This is a genomic window from Magnetospira thiophila (assembly GCF_054657015.1).
This window is the reverse complement of the sequence record NZ_BAAHXF010000001.1, coordinates 1675854-1690586: the sequence shown is the minus strand read 5'-3', so window position 1 is coordinate 1690586 and position 14733 is coordinate 1675854. Positions and strand designations below refer to the sequence as shown.

Below are 14733 nucleotides of genomic sequence, written 5' to 3'. Positions count from 1 at the left end.
CATGAAGCCTGACGAAATCGGCAAAGTGCAGAGCTACCTGCGCAAAACCTTCGACAACAACCGAATCAGCATCATCCCGCCGTCCAAACCCAATGCCCCCGTCGAGGTCATGATCGGCGAGGATTTCATCGGCGTGCTGCACCGGGACGAGGACGACGGCGAGGTATCCTATTCCATGGTCATGACCATTTTGGATATCGACCTGGAAGACCTCTAAACAGGCGCGATGTCGCCGCGTTCCTGGGTGGCGTGAAAGCGGGCGGCGAAGGAGTCCAGGCTCGCCGTCTCGATGGCCGCCCTCAAGTCGCGCATCAGATCCTGATAGTGCTGGAGATTGTGCCAGGTCAGCAGCATCGCCCCGAGGATCTCCTTGCTGCGCACCAGATGATGCAGATAGGCGCGGGAATAGTTGCCGCAGGCCGGACAGCCGCAGCCCTCTTCCAACGGGCGGGGATCGTCCTTGTGCCGGGCGTTGCGCAGGTTGATCGGTCCGCGCCGGGTGAAGGCCTGTCCGGTGCGCCCGGAGCGGGTCGGCATGACGCAATCGAACATGTCGATCCCCCGACGCACCGATTCGACGATGTCGGCTGGAGTGCCGACGCCCATCAGGTAGTGCGGACGATCCACCGGCAACAGCGGCAACGTGAAATCGAGCACCCGGAGCATGGTTTCCTGGTCCTCGCCCACCGCCAGTCCGCCCACCGCATAGCCGTCGAACCCGATGTGAATCAGGTCGGCTGCACTTTCGGCCCGCAGGTCCGCATGGACGCCGCCCTGGACAATGCCGAACAGCCCATAGCCCGAACGGTCCAGAAACGCCTCCCGGGAGCGTCTGGCCCAGCGGCTGGTCAGCTTCAGACTCTTGGCAATTTCATCCTTCGGCGTGCCAAACTTCGGGCATTCGTCGAGCACCATGGTGATGTTGGAATCCAACAGATGCTGGATTTGGACCGATCGTTCAGGAGTCAGGTGATGGGACGAGCCATCCACATGGGAACGAAAAGTCACGCCGTCCTCGGTGAGTTTGCGCAGATCGGACAGGGACATCACCTGATAGCCGCCGGAATCGGTCAGAATGATCTTCGGCCAATTCATGAAGTCGTGCAAACCGCCGAGCCGCGCCACCCGCTCGGCCCCCGGGCGGAGCATCAGGTGATAGGTATTGCCGAGGACGATTTCCGCCCCGGTCTCCTCCACGTCTTCCGGGTACATGGCCTTGACCGTCCCGGCGGTGCCCACCGGCATGAAGGCCGGGGTTTCCGCCGTCCCATGGGCGGTGCGCAAGCGGCCCCGGCGGGCCGCCCCGTCGGTGGCCAGAAGGTCGAATCCGATGCTCATGCGTCCCCCCGCTGCAACAGGCAGCCATCCCCATAAGAATAAAACCGATAGCCCGCCGCCACCGCATGGGCATAGGCCGCCTTCATACGCGAGGTCCCGGCGAAGGCACAGACCAGCATGAACAGGGTCGAGCGCGGCAGGTGGAAATTGGTCAACAACAGATCCACCGCCCGGAAGCGGTAGCCCGGATAGATGAAAATATCCGTTTCGCCCTGGAACGGCTGCACCACGCCCGTCTCGTCCGCCGCCGATTCCAGCAGCCGCAGCGAGGTGGTGCCCACCGCGACGACCCGCCCGCCTTGAGCGTGGGTCTCGTTGACCGCCGCCGCCACGTCCGGGGAAACCTCCCCCCATTCGGCGTGCATCACATGATCTTCCACCCGATCCACGGTGACCGGCAGGAAGGTCCCGGCCCCCACATGCAGGGTCAGACGTGAATTTTTGACCCCCCGTTCCTCAATGTGTCGCAACAGGTCGGGGGTGAAATGCAGCCCGGCCGTCGGGGCCGCCACCGCCCCTTCGCGGGTGGCAAACAGGGTCTGGTAATCGTCGCGGTCGCGGGCATCGCCCCGGCCCTGGCGGATGTAGGGCGGCAACGGCATGATTCCCCATTGCTCCAGGGCGGCGATCAGGTCGCCCCCGGCCCGGTCGAAGGTTAGCCCCACCTCGCCGCGCGCACCCTTGTCGGTGACTCGGGCGGTGAATTCTTCGTTGAATCGGATCACATCGCCAGGGTGCAGCTTGCGGGCCGGACGGGCAAAGGCCCGCCAGGTATCGGGGCCTTGCTGCAAATGCAGGGTAACTTCGACCTTGGCCTCACCGCGCAGGCCGCTCAGTCGCGCCGGAATGACCTTGGTGTCGTTGAATACCAAGAGATCACCGGGGCGCAGTTGGCCGGGCAGATCGGCCATCGCCCGGTCGGCCAGGAACGCCCCCACGTCCAGCAGCCGGGCGCTATCGCGCGGCACCGCCGGGCGCTGGGCAATCAAATCGCGGGGCAGGTCGAAATCAAACAGGTCCACATCCATGGCGGCGCACCCTACACGGGCGCGGGCCGGGGGGGAAGCCCCGCTTGCACAGCCCCGGATTTTGGCCCATAAGCCCTGCCATCGCCCCCCATGAGGCCGTTTCCATGTTTCCCTTCGCCCGCGTCGTTCATCACCTTCAGGAGCTGGCGCGACTGGCCTGGCCGGTGATGCTGTCGCGCTCCGGCCTGATGATCATGGCGTTGGTGGATACGGTGATGGTTGGGCGGTTTTCGACTACCGAACTGGCCTATCTGGGGCTCGGCTGGGCCCCGGCCACCAGCCTGACCCTGATTGGCATCGGCCTGCTACTGGGCACCATCGTGGTGGTGGCCGAGGCGGCGGGCGGCGGGCGGCCCGCCGAATGCGGGGCCGCCTGGCGGCACGGGCTGACCCTGTCTCTGGTCATCGGCCTGCCCTGCGCCGTCCTGTCCCTGTTCGGCGAAGATTTCTTCACCCTGACCGGCCAGACCCCGGATCTGGCGCACGGGGCGGGGCGGGTATTGGTCCCCTTCGGGCTTGGCCTCCCCTTCACCTTCCTCTTTTTCGCCACCAGCTTCTTTCTCGAAGGCATCGGCCGCCCGCTGCCGGGGATGCTCGCCATGCTGTTCGCCAATTTGGTCAATCTCGGCCTCAACGGGCTGCTGATCGGCGGCGCGTGGGGATTTCCCGCCCTGGGGGCCGAGGGCGCGGCCTGGGGGACCACCCTGGCCCGCAGCCTGTCGACTCTCGGCCTGCTCGCCTATGTCTGGTTTCTGCACGACCGGGAAATCTACGGGGTACGCCGCAAGGCCCCCGGCGGCTGGGCCGGATGGCGGACTCAGCGCCGCCTGGGCTATGCAGCGGGCATCGCCATCGGCGCGGAATCCATCGCCTTCGGTTTGGTCAGCCTGTTTGCCGGATGGCTCGGCGCACTGGCCATGGCGGCCTTCACCGTGGCTTTCAATCTGATGTCGATCATTTTCATGGTCGCCCTGGGCCTCGGTGCCGCCACCGCCGTCCGTGTGGGCACCGCCTGGGGACGCCGGGACCCCCACGATCTGGTGTTGGCGGGCTGGACCGGTCTCGGGGCCAATACCGTGATCATGCTGCTCTGTGGCGGGCTCTACCTGCTGTTCGCCGAACCGTTGATCGGCCTGTTCAGCACCGACCCACAGGTTTTGGCGGCGGCGCTGCCTTTGATGTCCCTGGTGGTCCTCGCCCTGTTGCCCGACGGCGGGCAGGTGGTAATGTCCAACGCCCTGCGCGGGCGCGGCGATACCTGGGTCACCATGAGCCTTCAGACGGCGGTCTATCTGGGCCTGATGATCCCCCTCACCTGGACCCTGGCCATCCATTTGGGGCGCGGTCCGGGGGGGCTGTTCGAGGGCATCTTCCTGGCCAGCCTGGTGTCCGTCGTCCTGTTGTCCTGGCGCTTTCAGAAGCTGGCCTCCAGGGATCTATAAAGCGCCCCAACGCACCGGCACGGACAGCTCCACGGCTGAGAGATCGGTCTTTTCGGCCTCGGTCCATTGAATTGCCGCCTGGGCCAGCCCGTCATGGCCGCTCTGCGCATAGAGCGCCGCCAACTCTGGCCAGCCCTGGTCGGCAAGCAGCGAAGTCAGGTCCTCCAGGCTTTCCTGACGCCCCAGACCAATCAGGATGCGCACCGCATTGTTGATGCGCAGCCGGTCCCCGGAAGCGATCTCCGCTTTCAGGACCTCATGCGCCTTGGTCCAGTAGGCGAGCAGTTCCAGCCGCGCCCGGCGCCCGCCGTAATAAAGAATCCACTGGCGGTCCGAATGCGGCGTCCATCCCAGTTCGTCCAGCGCCTGGGCCGCCGGGGGGCTGCTTTCCCAATCCCCCAGCAAGGCAATCAGAAAGGGTCGCACGCTCTGATCCCCCAGCTTGCCCAGGGCCACGACGGCATCCGCCCAATGGGCCTTGCCCTCGCCCACATGGGCCATCAGCTGCGGCACCGCGTCGCGGGCCAGCGAACCGAATCCAGACAGCGCCCGGATGACCTCGCCATCCTCACTGCCGTGACTCTGAAACTCGGCAATCAGAAAGGGCACGGCTTCCGGACGTCGGGTGGCACTCAGCACGGCAATCACATGACGCCGGTGTTCGGTATTTTCCATCACCCCGAGGCCGCGTCCCAGACGCGCCACGCCGGACCCGCCGAGTTTGCCCATGGCCGTGGCGGCAGCCAGAAAAACCCCGTCGTCCGAGTCATAATGCAGGGTCTGTTCGAGCACCGGCAGCGCCACCGGATCGCCGAGCCGCCCCAGAATACGCGCCGCCAACATGCGGCCGGAGGGAGACAGGCCGCGCATCTTCTCGGCCAGAGGGGCCGCCGCCGCCGGACCGATCCTTTCAAGGGTTTGCGAAACCTCGGGCCGCCATTCCAGATGGCGGATCAGCATCGGCACCGCCGCCGCGCCGGTTTCCACCAGTCCGTCCCAATCCTCGCGGGCGAACTGATACTGCGCCAGCCGGTCATGGGGCAGCACGAGTCCCGACTCGGTGATCAGCTCCGCCGCTGCGGCCCGGACCTCGCTTTTGTCCTGCTCCAGGGCCTCGAACAGCGCCAGTTGCACCCCCGGTCGCCCGGATTCCGCCAACAGGGCGTCGCGCGGGCCGGTGAAGGTATAGCTCGATACGCCGGTCGTATATTCGATCAGCAACGCCGGGCCCCGATGACCCATGCGCGCCATGGCCATCGCCACCACCTTGTTCAATTCGGGGCTGGGGGCCGACATCAGGGCGTCATGGGCCAGATCGACGGTTTTGCGGTCGGAAACCTCCAGATCGGCCAGGGCGGTCAGCGCCGCACCTTGCAATCCCGCGTGACAGCGCTGGGCCGCCACTTGCAGCGGCTCAATGGCCCGACGATCGCCGAGTCGCCCCAGGGCGCTGGCCGCCGCCATCCGGAATCGGGATTCGGGTGTGGTGATCCAGGTCTCGCCCTTGGCCGGTTGCGCTGAATCCTGGCAATTCTCGATCAAATCGATTAACGGCAGCACCGCCCGCTCGTCGCCGATATTGCCCAGCGCCGTGGTGACCGCCACGCGCACTTCGTCATCCAGATCGGTCAGCCGGTTGATCAGCACGTCCACCGCCTTGCGGTCGGTCACCGTGGTCACCGTCGCGAGGATCTTGCGCCCCTGTTCGCTGGTCACGCCGCGCGCCTTGGCTTCGTCGAGCAGCACCGGGACCGCCGGAGCCCCGAGTCGGGCCAGAGCCTCCACGGCCACTTCAAAGGGAAAGGACTCGGTCAGTCGGGTGGCGACCAGCGGCACTGCGCGGGCATCCCCCAATTGACCCAGCGCCGCCACCAGGGCGACCTGATTTTTCGGATCGCTGTCGGTTTTCAGCTTGATCAACAGCGGCTCCACCGCCTGTTCGTCGCCACGTTGCGCCAAGGCACCGATGGCCGCCCGGACCACCGGGGACTCCTCGCGGTTGAGGGCGCGCAGCAGCGCCGCGCTGGCCCGCGGATCGGACATCTGGGCCAACTGTTCGGCGGCGGCAACCCGCTCCTCCACGTTGGAAAACCGGCTTTCCAGATCATTCACCAGATCATTGACCGGGTCTTCGTCGCAGGCTCCGATGGCCAGCACGGAAGAGACGGCGCAGACAAAAAGAAATCGCTTGGCATCCATGGTCACCCCCCGGATTTTCTTATTCCCCAATGGAGGCCGATCCTAAACGATCCCGGCGGGCCTGGGGAAAAAATCCGCTGCCCTTTTTGCTCCTTTGCGAACTCTTGCAAGCAGGGCCTGGGCAAACGCAGAACTTCTTTGCATCGGGACGGCCGATGCGCTTCCGGCGCGGAGGGCCGAAATCGTCACCCGCCGCAAGTCGAACCATTCCGTCCCTTGAGACACTTACCTGTCATCCAAGGGTCGCCAGGGCCGTTTTATGCCGCTATCCTGGACGAATAAGGCTCTGGCTCCTCCCTAAACGAGGTTCCGGCACCAGTGCGAGAAAGCCCATGCGACGGTTGTATCTGACGATTCTTGTGATCGGCCTGGCCCTGCGGGGCGGACCGTCCCCGCTGGCTGCGGAGTCGGCCCATGCGGACGCGGTGGCGGTCATCGTCGGCAACAGCGTCTACCTGCATCCCGATGTTCCAACCGTCGATTACGCCCATCGGGACGCCGAAGCCATGCATCGCTTTGTCCGCGATGTGCTGGGCTTTCGCGAGGAAAACATCCTGCTGCTCATGGATGCCTCCCAGGCCCAGATGGAATCCACCTTCGGTCGTCAGGGCAATCCGCGCGGCAAGGTCTTCCAGTATATCCATCCCGGCAAATCGGACCTGTTCGTTTTCTATTCGGGGCATGGCCTGCCCGGTCGGGAGCAGGGACGCAGCTACCTCCTGCCCGCCGATGCCGATTTGGCGACGGTAGAGATCAATGGCTACCCGTTGGATGTGCTGTACGACAACCTGGGGCAACTGGGGGCCCGCTCGGTCAGTGTCTATGTGGATGCCTGTTTCAGCGGCAGCAGCCACAGGGGGCCTCTGATCAAGGGGGCCTCGGGGGTGACCATCGTACCCAAGGCCGAGGCCTCGCCCGAGTCCTTAACCATCATCACCGCCGCCTCCGCCGACCAATTGGCCAGTTGGGATGACGACAGCCAGCATGGCCTGTTCACCGAATATCTGCTGCGCGCCCTTTATGGAGAAGCCGACAGCCCCGGTCACGGCAACAACGACGGACAGGTGACCCTGGCCGAAGTGAAAGCCTTCCTCGACGATGAAATGCGTTACAAGGCCCGCCGCAGCTATAACCGGGAGCAGGTGCCGACGGTGCTTGGCCCGCCGGACAGGGTTCTGGTTCGCGCGCCCGAGGGCGGATTTCCGACCCGCCCGACCCTCTCCGTCCCCCCTCGGGTGCAATCCAGTCCACCGACGCTCGATCCCCTGGACAAGGAAATGGAAGCCATTGCCACCAGCAACGTGCGCGCCGCCCCCGACCTGGATACCGCGCGGGTCGGTGTGTTGCCCAAGGGAGCACGAGTCCGGGTCACCGGCAAGGTGGCCGACCGTCCCTGGTATCTGGTCGAACGGGACGGCGCGCGCTTGGGCTATGTCTATGCCTCGCTGCTGCGCGAACAGGCCCCGGACCCCGAACCAACGGAAACGCCTGACAGTACGAAGGAGGCCCTGGAAGACCGGCTGCAACGGCTGGAAAATGAGTTGGAGCAGCGCGCCCGCGATCATGCGCCGGACAATGCACCGCCACCGCCGCGTCTGGAGGAGGAGTTCGATCCGCGCCGCCCGCCCCCACCCGGCAGCCGCCTGGCGCGCCGCCCGCCGCCCCGTCCTCCGTTCGATCGCCCGGGAGGGGCTCCCCCGCCCCATCCTCCGGCGCGGCTGATCATGGACCTGCTCAACGAGATGGCGCAGATCCTGGTACGGCAGAATTATATCGAGAAGGTGGATGTGCCGGTGGCCTGTCCGGGGCCGGACAGCGGCACCTGTCGGGCCGAGGGGTCCAGCGCCCTGTTCTACAGTCAAATCAAGCCCCTGCCCCGGGCCTGCGCGCTCAATGTGACGGTCACCTTCGAGCATGATCGGTTGATCCGCCCCGATGGCAGCCGCAAGGGGACCTATATCCAGGACCGGGTCGTGACCCTCGAATTTCAGGAGCCGCAAAAGGTTCTGGACCGGACGCTGACCATCAAGTCCCAGACCGACGGCCAGTTGCTGGAGGTGACCCACTACCTGTTCGGACGGGCCCGCTTCATTCATCGCAACGACCGCGACCGTTTCGTCGAAAAGGCGCTGGAACTGGGGCGGTTGTGCCGCGATGGCCCGGTGCTGGCCCGCCCGCCCCGCTCCTGACACTCTCTTCTCCCACAAAAAAGCCCCCCGGACAGTACGCCCGGGGGGCTTTTTTGTATCACTATTCAATAACGATGATCGTGCCGGTCGCAGCGCCATCCCCGACCCCGGCAGGCCTTTTTCGGATGGGTTTTATAGACCACCACCTGCCGAACCGGGCGGCGCGGCGGCTGTTCGATCACCACCACCCGGCGGGGTTCGGGACGGCGCGCCACATAGGCGGTGCGGACCGGCTCCTGTTCGGTCAGGATATATCCGAAACCAGCCCCCAACAGTGTCCCCGCAGCGGTGGCGACCAGTTGGCCCTGACCCTGTCCGATGGTCGAACCGAGCAATCCGCCGGCGGCGGCCCCGATCAGGGTTCCGGGAGTCACGAAGGAATCACCGGCCCGCGCCGAACCATGGGGCGCGACGGCGATCAGGGCGGCAGCGGCGGCCAGGGCGGCCATTTTCAATTTCAAGCGCATGGTACATCTCCAAGATCATGTGGATACGTTGTCAATGAAGGTCTCAGAGCGCGTTTTGGGGAGCCAAACAAAAAGGGCGGCAGGAAAACCTCCCGACACCGCCACCCAACGGGGCAAGCCGTGGATCAATTTTTGATGTTGCGACGGCAATTCCACCTCTCCCGCCTCCCTAACCGTCGCACGATCCTCAGCAACCGGGAGACCGTGTGATGAAACGAATATGGATGATGACTCTGGCCGGACTGCTTTGGGCCTCGTCGATGCCGACCTGGGCCGATGGCGTCAAGGCTTCCGCCGCCCCCCTATCGAATCTGGTCATTCTGGGCCAGGATGCCGCCCCCGACCTGCCGCGCCGAGACAGCCCGGCCTATCGCCTGTTGGCCGAGCGTCTGAGCGCAGCCCTGGACCGGGATGGATACCGGATCTTCCAGGAAAGCAACATCACCCTGGCCTCGCACCATCCGGAAAATACCCGGCGCAGCACCCAGGAGGCCATTGCCGCCGCCCAGGCGCTCAAGCGTCCGGCCATGGACCGGGCGGTGATCCTGTCCGTCGCCCCGGAGGTGAATGCCCGTGACATGCTGTTCGTGCAATTGACCGGACAAGTGGTCGATCTGCCCAGTGGTCAGGTGATCGACACGGTGTCTATGCGGGCGCGGGATGCGCAGGCGCTGCCGGAAGACTGCCACCGGGCCTGTCGGGGCGAGCGCATTCTCGATCTGACCCGCCACCTGAGCCCAAGCTTCGCCCAGGAAGTGGCTGAAAGATTGGCCCATGCCGCAGGGACCAAAGAGGTCGATCCGCGCGGGTATTCGGTGATTTTGCAGGACTTCAAGCCCCAGGAAATCCGCACCCTTTTGCGCACTCTGGATGATTACGGCGACCGGCTGGACTATTGGTCGGTGGGCCGCACCGAGCGCAGCCGCATCCTGTGGGTCGAGACCTCGGCCAAGCCCCGGCAGATGATCCGGGCCATTCATCGGCTGCTCGAAAATGTGGGCATGTCGGCCCGTATTATCCGCTCCGACCGGGGGTTCACGCTGATTCGCAGTTCGCGGACCGAGCTGTCCTTCCTGTCCCGCCGTCCGGATTGAGGGAGGTCAGGCGATGATTCACGGCACCCCCAACAATGCCATGGCGGAAATCGCCCTCGCCCTGGCCATGGGTTTTTTCTCCATCATGGTCCTGACCCTGGTTTCCATGGGCGGCGGGTTGGTCGCCCCGGCCGACCTGCCCGTCACCGACAGCGGCGTCACCCTGGGGCGCACCGAGGCCCCGACGGCAACGCAGGCAGCGGGTCCTGCCGTCCCCCGAGACTCATTGGTCCTGTTTCACAAGGGTCAATACTACAACGGTGATTTGATCCCTGTGGACCCGGCCAGCTTCGCCGACCGTCCCCGATTGGTGCTCGCCGTCGATCCCCAACTGCCCATGGCCGAAGCGCTGGCGGCACGGGACAAGCTTCCCGTCAAGGCGCTGACCATGGCTCCGCTCGATGAGCGCTGGCAAACCGCTTTGAAGGAGAAACAGCCATGACTTTGACCTGGATTCGTAACGGCCTGTTGCTGCTGGCCCTGATCGTTAGTACCGCCGCCATCGCCGCGCCCACCGACACGGCCAGCCGCACGGAAATCAAGCAAATGATCCTGCATGAAGCCGCCCGTACCCGGGTCCCGCTGGAGCTGGCCCTGGCCGTCGCCAAAGTGGAATCCGATTTCAATGCCCGTGCCCTCAGCAAAGCCGGGGCGCGTGGCGTCATGCAGATCATGCCGAAGACCGGTCGCGACGAATTCGGCCTGACCCCGGACGAACTTTGGAACGCTCGGACCAATATTCGAACGGGACTGGCCTATCTGGAACGCCTGTACGATCAATATGACGCACGCTGGGATCTGGCCCTGTCCCATTACAACGGCGGCACCCTGACCAATTATCCCCGGGACAGCCGCCCGCACGATTTCAATCGCGGCTATGTGCGGCAGGTGCTCAAGTGGCAACAGGTCTATGAAGAGCAGGCGCAGATTTGGGGGGCCCTGGCCGAAGCGTCGCCGATTGACCGGGAAAAGCGGCACGACGATCTTTTCGGTGAGCGCCCGCCACGGCTGATCGTCGAGCCCTGGGCGGAAGCCCGCGACGCGCCAGTCGTCAACTACATAATCATTGACGATTCCTATGAGGATCGTCCTCCGCCCCCACCGCGCCGCTGGCGAGGCGAGGACGATTTTTATGATCGTCCGCCGCCCCGTCACCAGCGCCCGCCGCGCCTGCACCGCTTTTAGGAGAATTGCATGGGCGTCCCAAGGCTCATAGACTTCACGACATGGGGGCCGGAAAAGCCAGGAGGACCCGTGGACGAGGCGACCGACAGACTGTTATGGGCGGGGAGTGAAAGCCCGCTGATCGAGGACTTCCGTGCCGTTGCGGAATCCACGACCCCGGACGGTCGCTCCCGCCATGCACCGCGACCGACCCTGGACTGGCTGGCCCGTTTCATCGTCGGGCAGGCGGGCGGGCCGCACAAGGATGCCCCGCTGTACGAACTCTGCCATCTGATCGCCGCGCTCGGCGGAACCTCTGATCAACGGGCCGCCTTCCTGCTGGCCCCGGAGGGGGTCAGCGCCGCCCGCGCCCGCGCCCGCTTCGCCGATCATCCCGGTGCCGACCGGGACGGCGTCACCCTGACCTCTGCCGATGGCCCTTTCACCATCCGCTATGGCCGGATGCCGATCCTGGCGGCGCTGTACGAGTTTTTGTGCGGCCTGGAGAGCTACGCTTTCTACCCCCAATTAGAAGAGATTCTGGGCACTCTGATGACCCGGGCAGAAGAGAGCGCCGCCATTCGCGAGGCCAGCAACGCCCTGTCCAGCCACCTCCGGCGCTATCGCAAGAAATACCTGCCCGCCGCCCGCAGCGAGGGGAAATTCACCACCATCGCCGGATTTCTGCGCCAAAGAAGCCCGGAAAACCGTCTGCATATCGACGACGCGGCGATTTTGGACTTCTGGTGCCTCCATTGCCAAAGCAAGGAATTCAGAGGATATCGCGCCGTGTTTGATCAATTCACCCGTTTCATGGACTCGCTGGAAGAAGCCGGGGCACGCATGGCCGTGGACGATGCCACGCCGCTGGGTCTGGACCGGGAGGCCGGAGAAATCGACATCGCCGACAGCGACCGCTCCGAACCGGCCCCGCCCGGTTGGACCTCGCCGCTCCTCGCCTTCGATCAGCCGCCGCTGTCCGACATCAAGTTCTTCAAGGGCAGCAGCGAGCGCAAGCCGCTGGAACCGCTGATGACCCATGGCCCCCATGCGCTGCGTCTGCCGTTGGCCTTTTTGCGCTACGATATATTCGGTCAGGTGCAGGCAGGCATCACCAACGATCTGCAAGTGGGACGGGGAGCCGACTCGGTGGCCCGACGGATATCCTGCGCCGAGGCCGAACCCTATGACCAACGCCGGGATCTATTTCAAAAACTGGCTGACCATGTGGCGCAACTGCAAAAGGCCACCCTGCATATTCTGGCTCCGGAAATGCCCGAGACGGCGGACAATGTGATCCCGCTGGAAGACGCCGCCCGGGCTTTCAAAACCCTGACCCGCAAGGGATTCGATGAAACCGCTGCGCGCCGGGAGGCGTTCCGGGAGGCGGTGGACGAATTGGTGCGCCTGGGGGACCTGCTGGCGGGATACCTGACCCTGCTCGACCGCCTGGATCGACCAACCGACGGCCTGCATACCCAATTTCAAGCCGACCAGGACATTTTCCGCGACCGCTTCCAGGCGCTGTATGGAGACCCCTCATGATCACCTATGACGTGACCCCCGACCTGCTCGACCGCGCCGCCGCCCTGTTCGGCGACCGCGCGGCGGCGGACGACCTTCTCACCACGACGCGCCGCGCCGCCCTGCCGTCCCCGGCCCGCTTGTCGGCCTATGCCCAAGGCAGCTTGTCCTGGCCGCAGCCGGATCTGGAACAGGCGCTGGGCCGCCATCTGCCGCTGCGCCGTGCCTTTCGGGCCATGGTCCAGGCCGCCGCGACTCACCATGTTCCACGCGCCCGGGCCGCCAGCAGCGAGGCCCTGCCGACCCGCGAGGGGACAGACTGCCGCCTCAGCCTGCGGGAGTCCCGAGCCGAGCCGGATCAGCTCTATCTGGTCGTCGAAATTTCCGGCACGCCGCCAGAGGGGCCGACCACATTGGTCATCTGCGACAGCGCCGACAACATGACTCAGATCGCCCTGCCGACGCCGCGCAAGGGTGTGGTCCAGGTGATCCTCGACCGCCAGTCGGACGCGGTACGGATGCTCGCCGACCCGCAAACGGAGGCTTATCTCCGGTGAAACGCTGCGCCGTCTTCGTCGCCACCACCGACGGGCCGGTGCGCATCGAGCGCATCACCGCCGAAGCGGCCCCCCAATCCATGGTCTGCCTGGGACGCAGCTCCGAGGTCCTTTCCATCAGCGGCGACTATGACGATTTCGTGCGCCCGGGCAGCGGGGTCATTCTGCGCGAATGCAGCAACGAGGGGGAACAGGCCTACCGGCTCGACATGTCCGGCCCGATCAGCGGCGGGCGGTCTTGGCAACTGGCGGTGTTTGCCGCCCATGTGCTGCACCGTTCCGAACATATGGCGCTGGCCCCGGAGCGCGACGCCGACTTGATCCTGTGGCTCACCGGCACCGTCGATTACGACCTTCACGTGGGCGTGGTGGATCATCTGCCGACCAAGATCGCCGCCGCCCGCCCCCACTTCGAAGCTTGGGCCGTTGCGGGGATCCCGGTCCTGGCGGCCTGCGCCGGGGACGCTGAAGCCGCGATGTTGCGCCAGGCCGAACTGCCCGGACAGGTGGAGATTCTGGGCCTACAAACGGTGCAGGATCTGCTCGACCGGCTGCCCCTCGGCCCGACGGAACTGCGTCCTCTTTTCACTCCCGTGCCAGTCCCGACGCCGAAACGGCGCTTTCCCTGGCTGTTTCTGGCCGCCAGCGCGGCGGTGGCCGGGGCGTTGGCCTTTCTGTGGCCCCGCCCGGCGGTGGAGCCTCTGCCTGACGTGCCTTTGCTCCACCTGAGCAGTCCGCGCGGGGCCACGCCGGTCTATCATTTTGGCGAGCGCCTGGATCTGCGGCTGGTGCTGGCAAATGACGCCTGGGTCTATTGCTTTTATCATCAGGCCGACGGCACCACCCTGCAACTGCTGCCCAACAGCCATTTTCCCAAGGCCCGGCTGTTCGGCGGGCGCAGCTACGATCTGCCCGGCGCCGACCTGTTTCCGTTCGACCTGCAAGTGGCGCCTCCGGCAGGCGAGGAACAGGTGATCTGCTACGCCGCCGACCGGGACATCACCGCCGAACTCAGCCCGGCCCTGCAAGAGGGCCATTTCGAGGCCCTGCCCGACAGCCTGACCCAATCAAAAATTTCGACCGCGCGGCTGCGTTTGACCGTCGCGCCATAAAAAACCGTCTCTCCCTCCTCCCTAGCCTGCTCAGGCAATGAAACAGAGGGTGAGACCATGTCCAAGACGACCTTTCATCAATCCACCACCGCCGTTTTGGCCCTGCTCGGTGTCCTGAGCCTCGGGGCCTGCGTCACCCAGCCGCCCGCCGCCGATGCGGGTATCGGATTCCGCGAGGCTCGGTTCGCCGAAGTCTCCGCCATGCGCGACTATCGCAAATGCCGCGACGACGCCCTGACCCTGGATCGTCAGGCCCGCGAAGCCAGCGACGGGGCCAAATATCTGGCCAGCGCCCGGCTTCTCGAAACTTGTGAATCCGACCTGGGCCCGGAAGCCGCCGGGGTGGCCAAGGAAGAACGCCTTCAGGCTTATGCCCTGAGCATTCAGAATTATCTCAAGGGCGGCGACCTGATGAGCGCCCGCACCAACCTGGATCGCTTGAGTCAGGCTCATCCGGGGGTCGATCTGTATTACCCGGACGGCTCCTCATTCATCGACACCATGGAAGTGTTGCTCGGCCTGCGCCCGGATCATGCGGTGGCCCGTTTTTCCGATGCCAACGTCAATTCAGACCTGAAGAGCGAAATGCGCCGGGTTCAATATTGGCAGAGTCACTAGA

Annotated in this window: 14 protein-coding genes; 10 read left to right on the top strand and 4 right to left on the bottom strand. The window is 65.1% G+C overall.

The genetic code is table 11. From position 1 onward, the window contains the following. Position 1: 1 nt before the first annotated feature. Positions 2–217 carry a DUF3126 family protein gene (locus ACYQ1P_RS08180; RefSeq protein WP_460019854.1) on the top strand — a complete coding sequence of 72 codons (216 nt, stop codon included), beginning with the start codon at positions 2–4 and terminating at the stop codon, positions 215–217. Here the strand turns inward: ACYQ1P_RS08180 and tgt are convergent. Together tgt and queA are read right to left on the bottom strand one after the other, a co-directional pair. Beyond that, positions 214–1338: a tRNA guanosine(34) transglycosylase Tgt gene (gene tgt / locus ACYQ1P_RS08175; RefSeq protein WP_460019853.1), complete on the bottom strand. Its 1125-nt coding sequence runs from the start codon at positions 1336–1338 to the stop codon at positions 214–216. The two genes, ACYQ1P_RS08180 and tgt, sit on opposite strands and share 4 nt — an antisense overlap. Continuing rightward, positions 1335–2366, bottom strand: a complete 1032-nt coding sequence (queA, locus tag ACYQ1P_RS08170; RefSeq protein WP_460019852.1) for a tRNA preQ1(34) S-adenosylmethionine ribosyltransferase-isomerase QueA — start codon at positions 2364–2366, stop codon at positions 1335–1337. Before queA ends, tgt begins: the two co-directional genes overlap by 4 nt. Before the next feature lie 104 nt (positions 2367–2470). Between queA and ACYQ1P_RS08165 the strand changes: the two genes are divergently transcribed. After that, positions 2471–3808 (top strand): MATE family efflux transporter, encoded by a 1338-nt coding sequence (locus ACYQ1P_RS08165; protein WP_460019851.1) that lies wholly within the window; start codon positions 2471–2473, stop codon positions 3806–3808. Here the strand turns inward: ACYQ1P_RS08165 and ACYQ1P_RS08160 are convergent. Next, the gene (locus ACYQ1P_RS08160; protein WP_460019850.1) at positions 3803–6007 is read right to left on the bottom strand and encodes a HEAT repeat domain-containing protein; all 2205 of its coding nucleotides are present in this window, start codon (positions 6005–6007) and stop codon (positions 3803–3805) included. The genes ACYQ1P_RS08165 and ACYQ1P_RS08160 overlap by 6 nt on opposite strands. 332 nt (positions 6008–6339) lie before the next feature. Here ACYQ1P_RS08160 and ACYQ1P_RS08155 point away from each other — a divergent pair, with 332 nt between their 5' ends. Beyond that, the gene (locus tag ACYQ1P_RS08155; RefSeq protein WP_460019849.1) at positions 6340–8196 is read left to right on the top strand and encodes a caspase family protein; all 1857 of its coding nucleotides are present in this window, start codon (positions 6340–6342) and stop codon (positions 8194–8196) included. Between the two features lie 65 nt (positions 8197–8261). Here ACYQ1P_RS08155 and ACYQ1P_RS08150 read toward each other — a convergent pair whose 3' ends face one another. Beyond that, positions 8262–8663, bottom strand: coding sequence for a glycine zipper 2TM domain-containing protein (locus ACYQ1P_RS08150; RefSeq protein ID WP_460019848.1), 402 nt, complete (start codon positions 8661–8663; stop codon positions 8262–8264). A gap of 209 nt (positions 8664–8872) precedes the next feature. Between ACYQ1P_RS08150 and ACYQ1P_RS08145 the strand changes: the two genes are divergently transcribed. The 7 genes from ACYQ1P_RS08145 (at position 8873) to ACYQ1P_RS08115 (ending at position 14732) form a co-directional block, all read left to right on the top strand. Continuing rightward, positions 8873–9757 (top strand): hypothetical protein, encoded by an 885-nt coding sequence (locus ACYQ1P_RS08145; protein ID WP_460019847.1) that lies wholly within the window; start codon positions 8873–8875, stop codon positions 9755–9757. Between the two features lie 13 nt (positions 9758–9770). Continuing rightward, positions 9771–10199 carry a hypothetical protein gene (locus ACYQ1P_RS08140; protein WP_460019846.1) on the top strand — a complete coding sequence of 143 codons (429 nt, stop codon included), beginning with the start codon at positions 9771–9773 and terminating at the stop codon, positions 10197–10199. Continuing rightward, positions 10196–10942 (top strand): lytic transglycosylase domain-containing protein, encoded by a 747-nt coding sequence (locus ACYQ1P_RS08135; protein WP_460019845.1) that lies wholly within the window; start codon positions 10196–10198, stop codon positions 10940–10942. The genes ACYQ1P_RS08140 and ACYQ1P_RS08135 overlap by 4 nt, the downstream gene beginning before the upstream one ends. A gap of 69 nt (positions 10943–11011) precedes the next feature. Continuing rightward, the gene (locus ACYQ1P_RS08130) at positions 11012–12466 is read left to right on the top strand and encodes a hypothetical protein (RefSeq protein WP_460019844.1); all 1455 of its coding nucleotides are present in this window, start codon (positions 11012–11014) and stop codon (positions 12464–12466) included. Beyond that, the gene (locus ACYQ1P_RS08125; protein ID WP_460019843.1) at positions 12463–13002 is read left to right on the top strand and encodes a hypothetical protein; all 540 of its coding nucleotides are present in this window, start codon (positions 12463–12465) and stop codon (positions 13000–13002) included. The genes ACYQ1P_RS08130 and ACYQ1P_RS08125 overlap by 4 nt, the downstream gene beginning before the upstream one ends. Continuing rightward, entirely contained in the window at positions 12999–14114 is a 1116-nt protein-coding gene (locus ACYQ1P_RS08120) for a DUF4384 domain-containing protein (protein WP_460019842.1), read from the top strand. The genes ACYQ1P_RS08125 and ACYQ1P_RS08120 overlap by 4 nt, the downstream gene beginning before the upstream one ends. 57 nt (positions 14115–14171) lie before the next feature. Next, positions 14172–14732, top strand: a complete 561-nt coding sequence (locus ACYQ1P_RS08115; protein ID WP_460019841.1) for a hypothetical protein — start codon at positions 14172–14174, stop codon at positions 14730–14732. Position 14733: the final 1 nt, after the last annotated feature.

What these genes read in the sequence shown, in the direction of transcription:
- ACYQ1P_RS08180 (WP_460019854.1), top strand. Translation starts at nt 2, where the DNA reads ATGAAGCCTGACGAAATCGGCAAAGTGCAGAGCTACCTGCGCAAAACC.
- tgt (WP_460019853.1), bottom strand. Translation starts at nt 1,338, where the DNA reads ATGAGCATCGGATTCGACCTTCTGGCCACCGACGGGGCGGCCCGCCGG.
- queA (WP_460019852.1), bottom strand. Translation starts at nt 2,366, where the DNA reads ATGGATGTGGACCTGTTTGATTTCGACCTGCCCCGCGATTTGATTGCC.
- ACYQ1P_RS08165 (WP_460019851.1), top strand. Translation starts at nt 2,471, where the DNA reads ATGTTTCCCTTCGCCCGCGTCGTTCATCACCTTCAGGAGCTGGCGCGA.
- ACYQ1P_RS08160 (WP_460019850.1), bottom strand. Translation starts at nt 6,007, where the DNA reads ATGGATGCCAAGCGATTTCTTTTTGTCTGCGCCGTCTCTTCCGTGCTG.
- ACYQ1P_RS08155 (WP_460019849.1), top strand. Translation starts at nt 6,340, where the DNA reads ATGCGACGGTTGTATCTGACGATTCTTGTGATCGGCCTGGCCCTGCGG.
- ACYQ1P_RS08150 (WP_460019848.1), bottom strand. Translation starts at nt 8,663, where the DNA reads ATGCGCTTGAAATTGAAAATGGCCGCCCTGGCCGCCGCTGCCGCCCTG.
- ACYQ1P_RS08145 (WP_460019847.1), top strand. Translation starts at nt 8,873, where the DNA reads ATGAAACGAATATGGATGATGACTCTGGCCGGACTGCTTTGGGCCTCG.
- ACYQ1P_RS08140 (WP_460019846.1), top strand. Translation starts at nt 9,771, where the DNA reads ATGATTCACGGCACCCCCAACAATGCCATGGCGGAAATCGCCCTCGCC.
- ACYQ1P_RS08135 (WP_460019845.1), top strand. Translation starts at nt 10,196, where the DNA reads ATGACTTTGACCTGGATTCGTAACGGCCTGTTGCTGCTGGCCCTGATC.
- ACYQ1P_RS08125 (WP_460019843.1), top strand. Translation starts at nt 12,463, where the DNA reads ATGATCACCTATGACGTGACCCCCGACCTGCTCGACCGCGCCGCCGCC.
- ACYQ1P_RS08115 (WP_460019841.1), top strand. Translation starts at nt 14,172, where the DNA reads ATGTCCAAGACGACCTTTCATCAATCCACCACCGCCGTTTTGGCCCTG.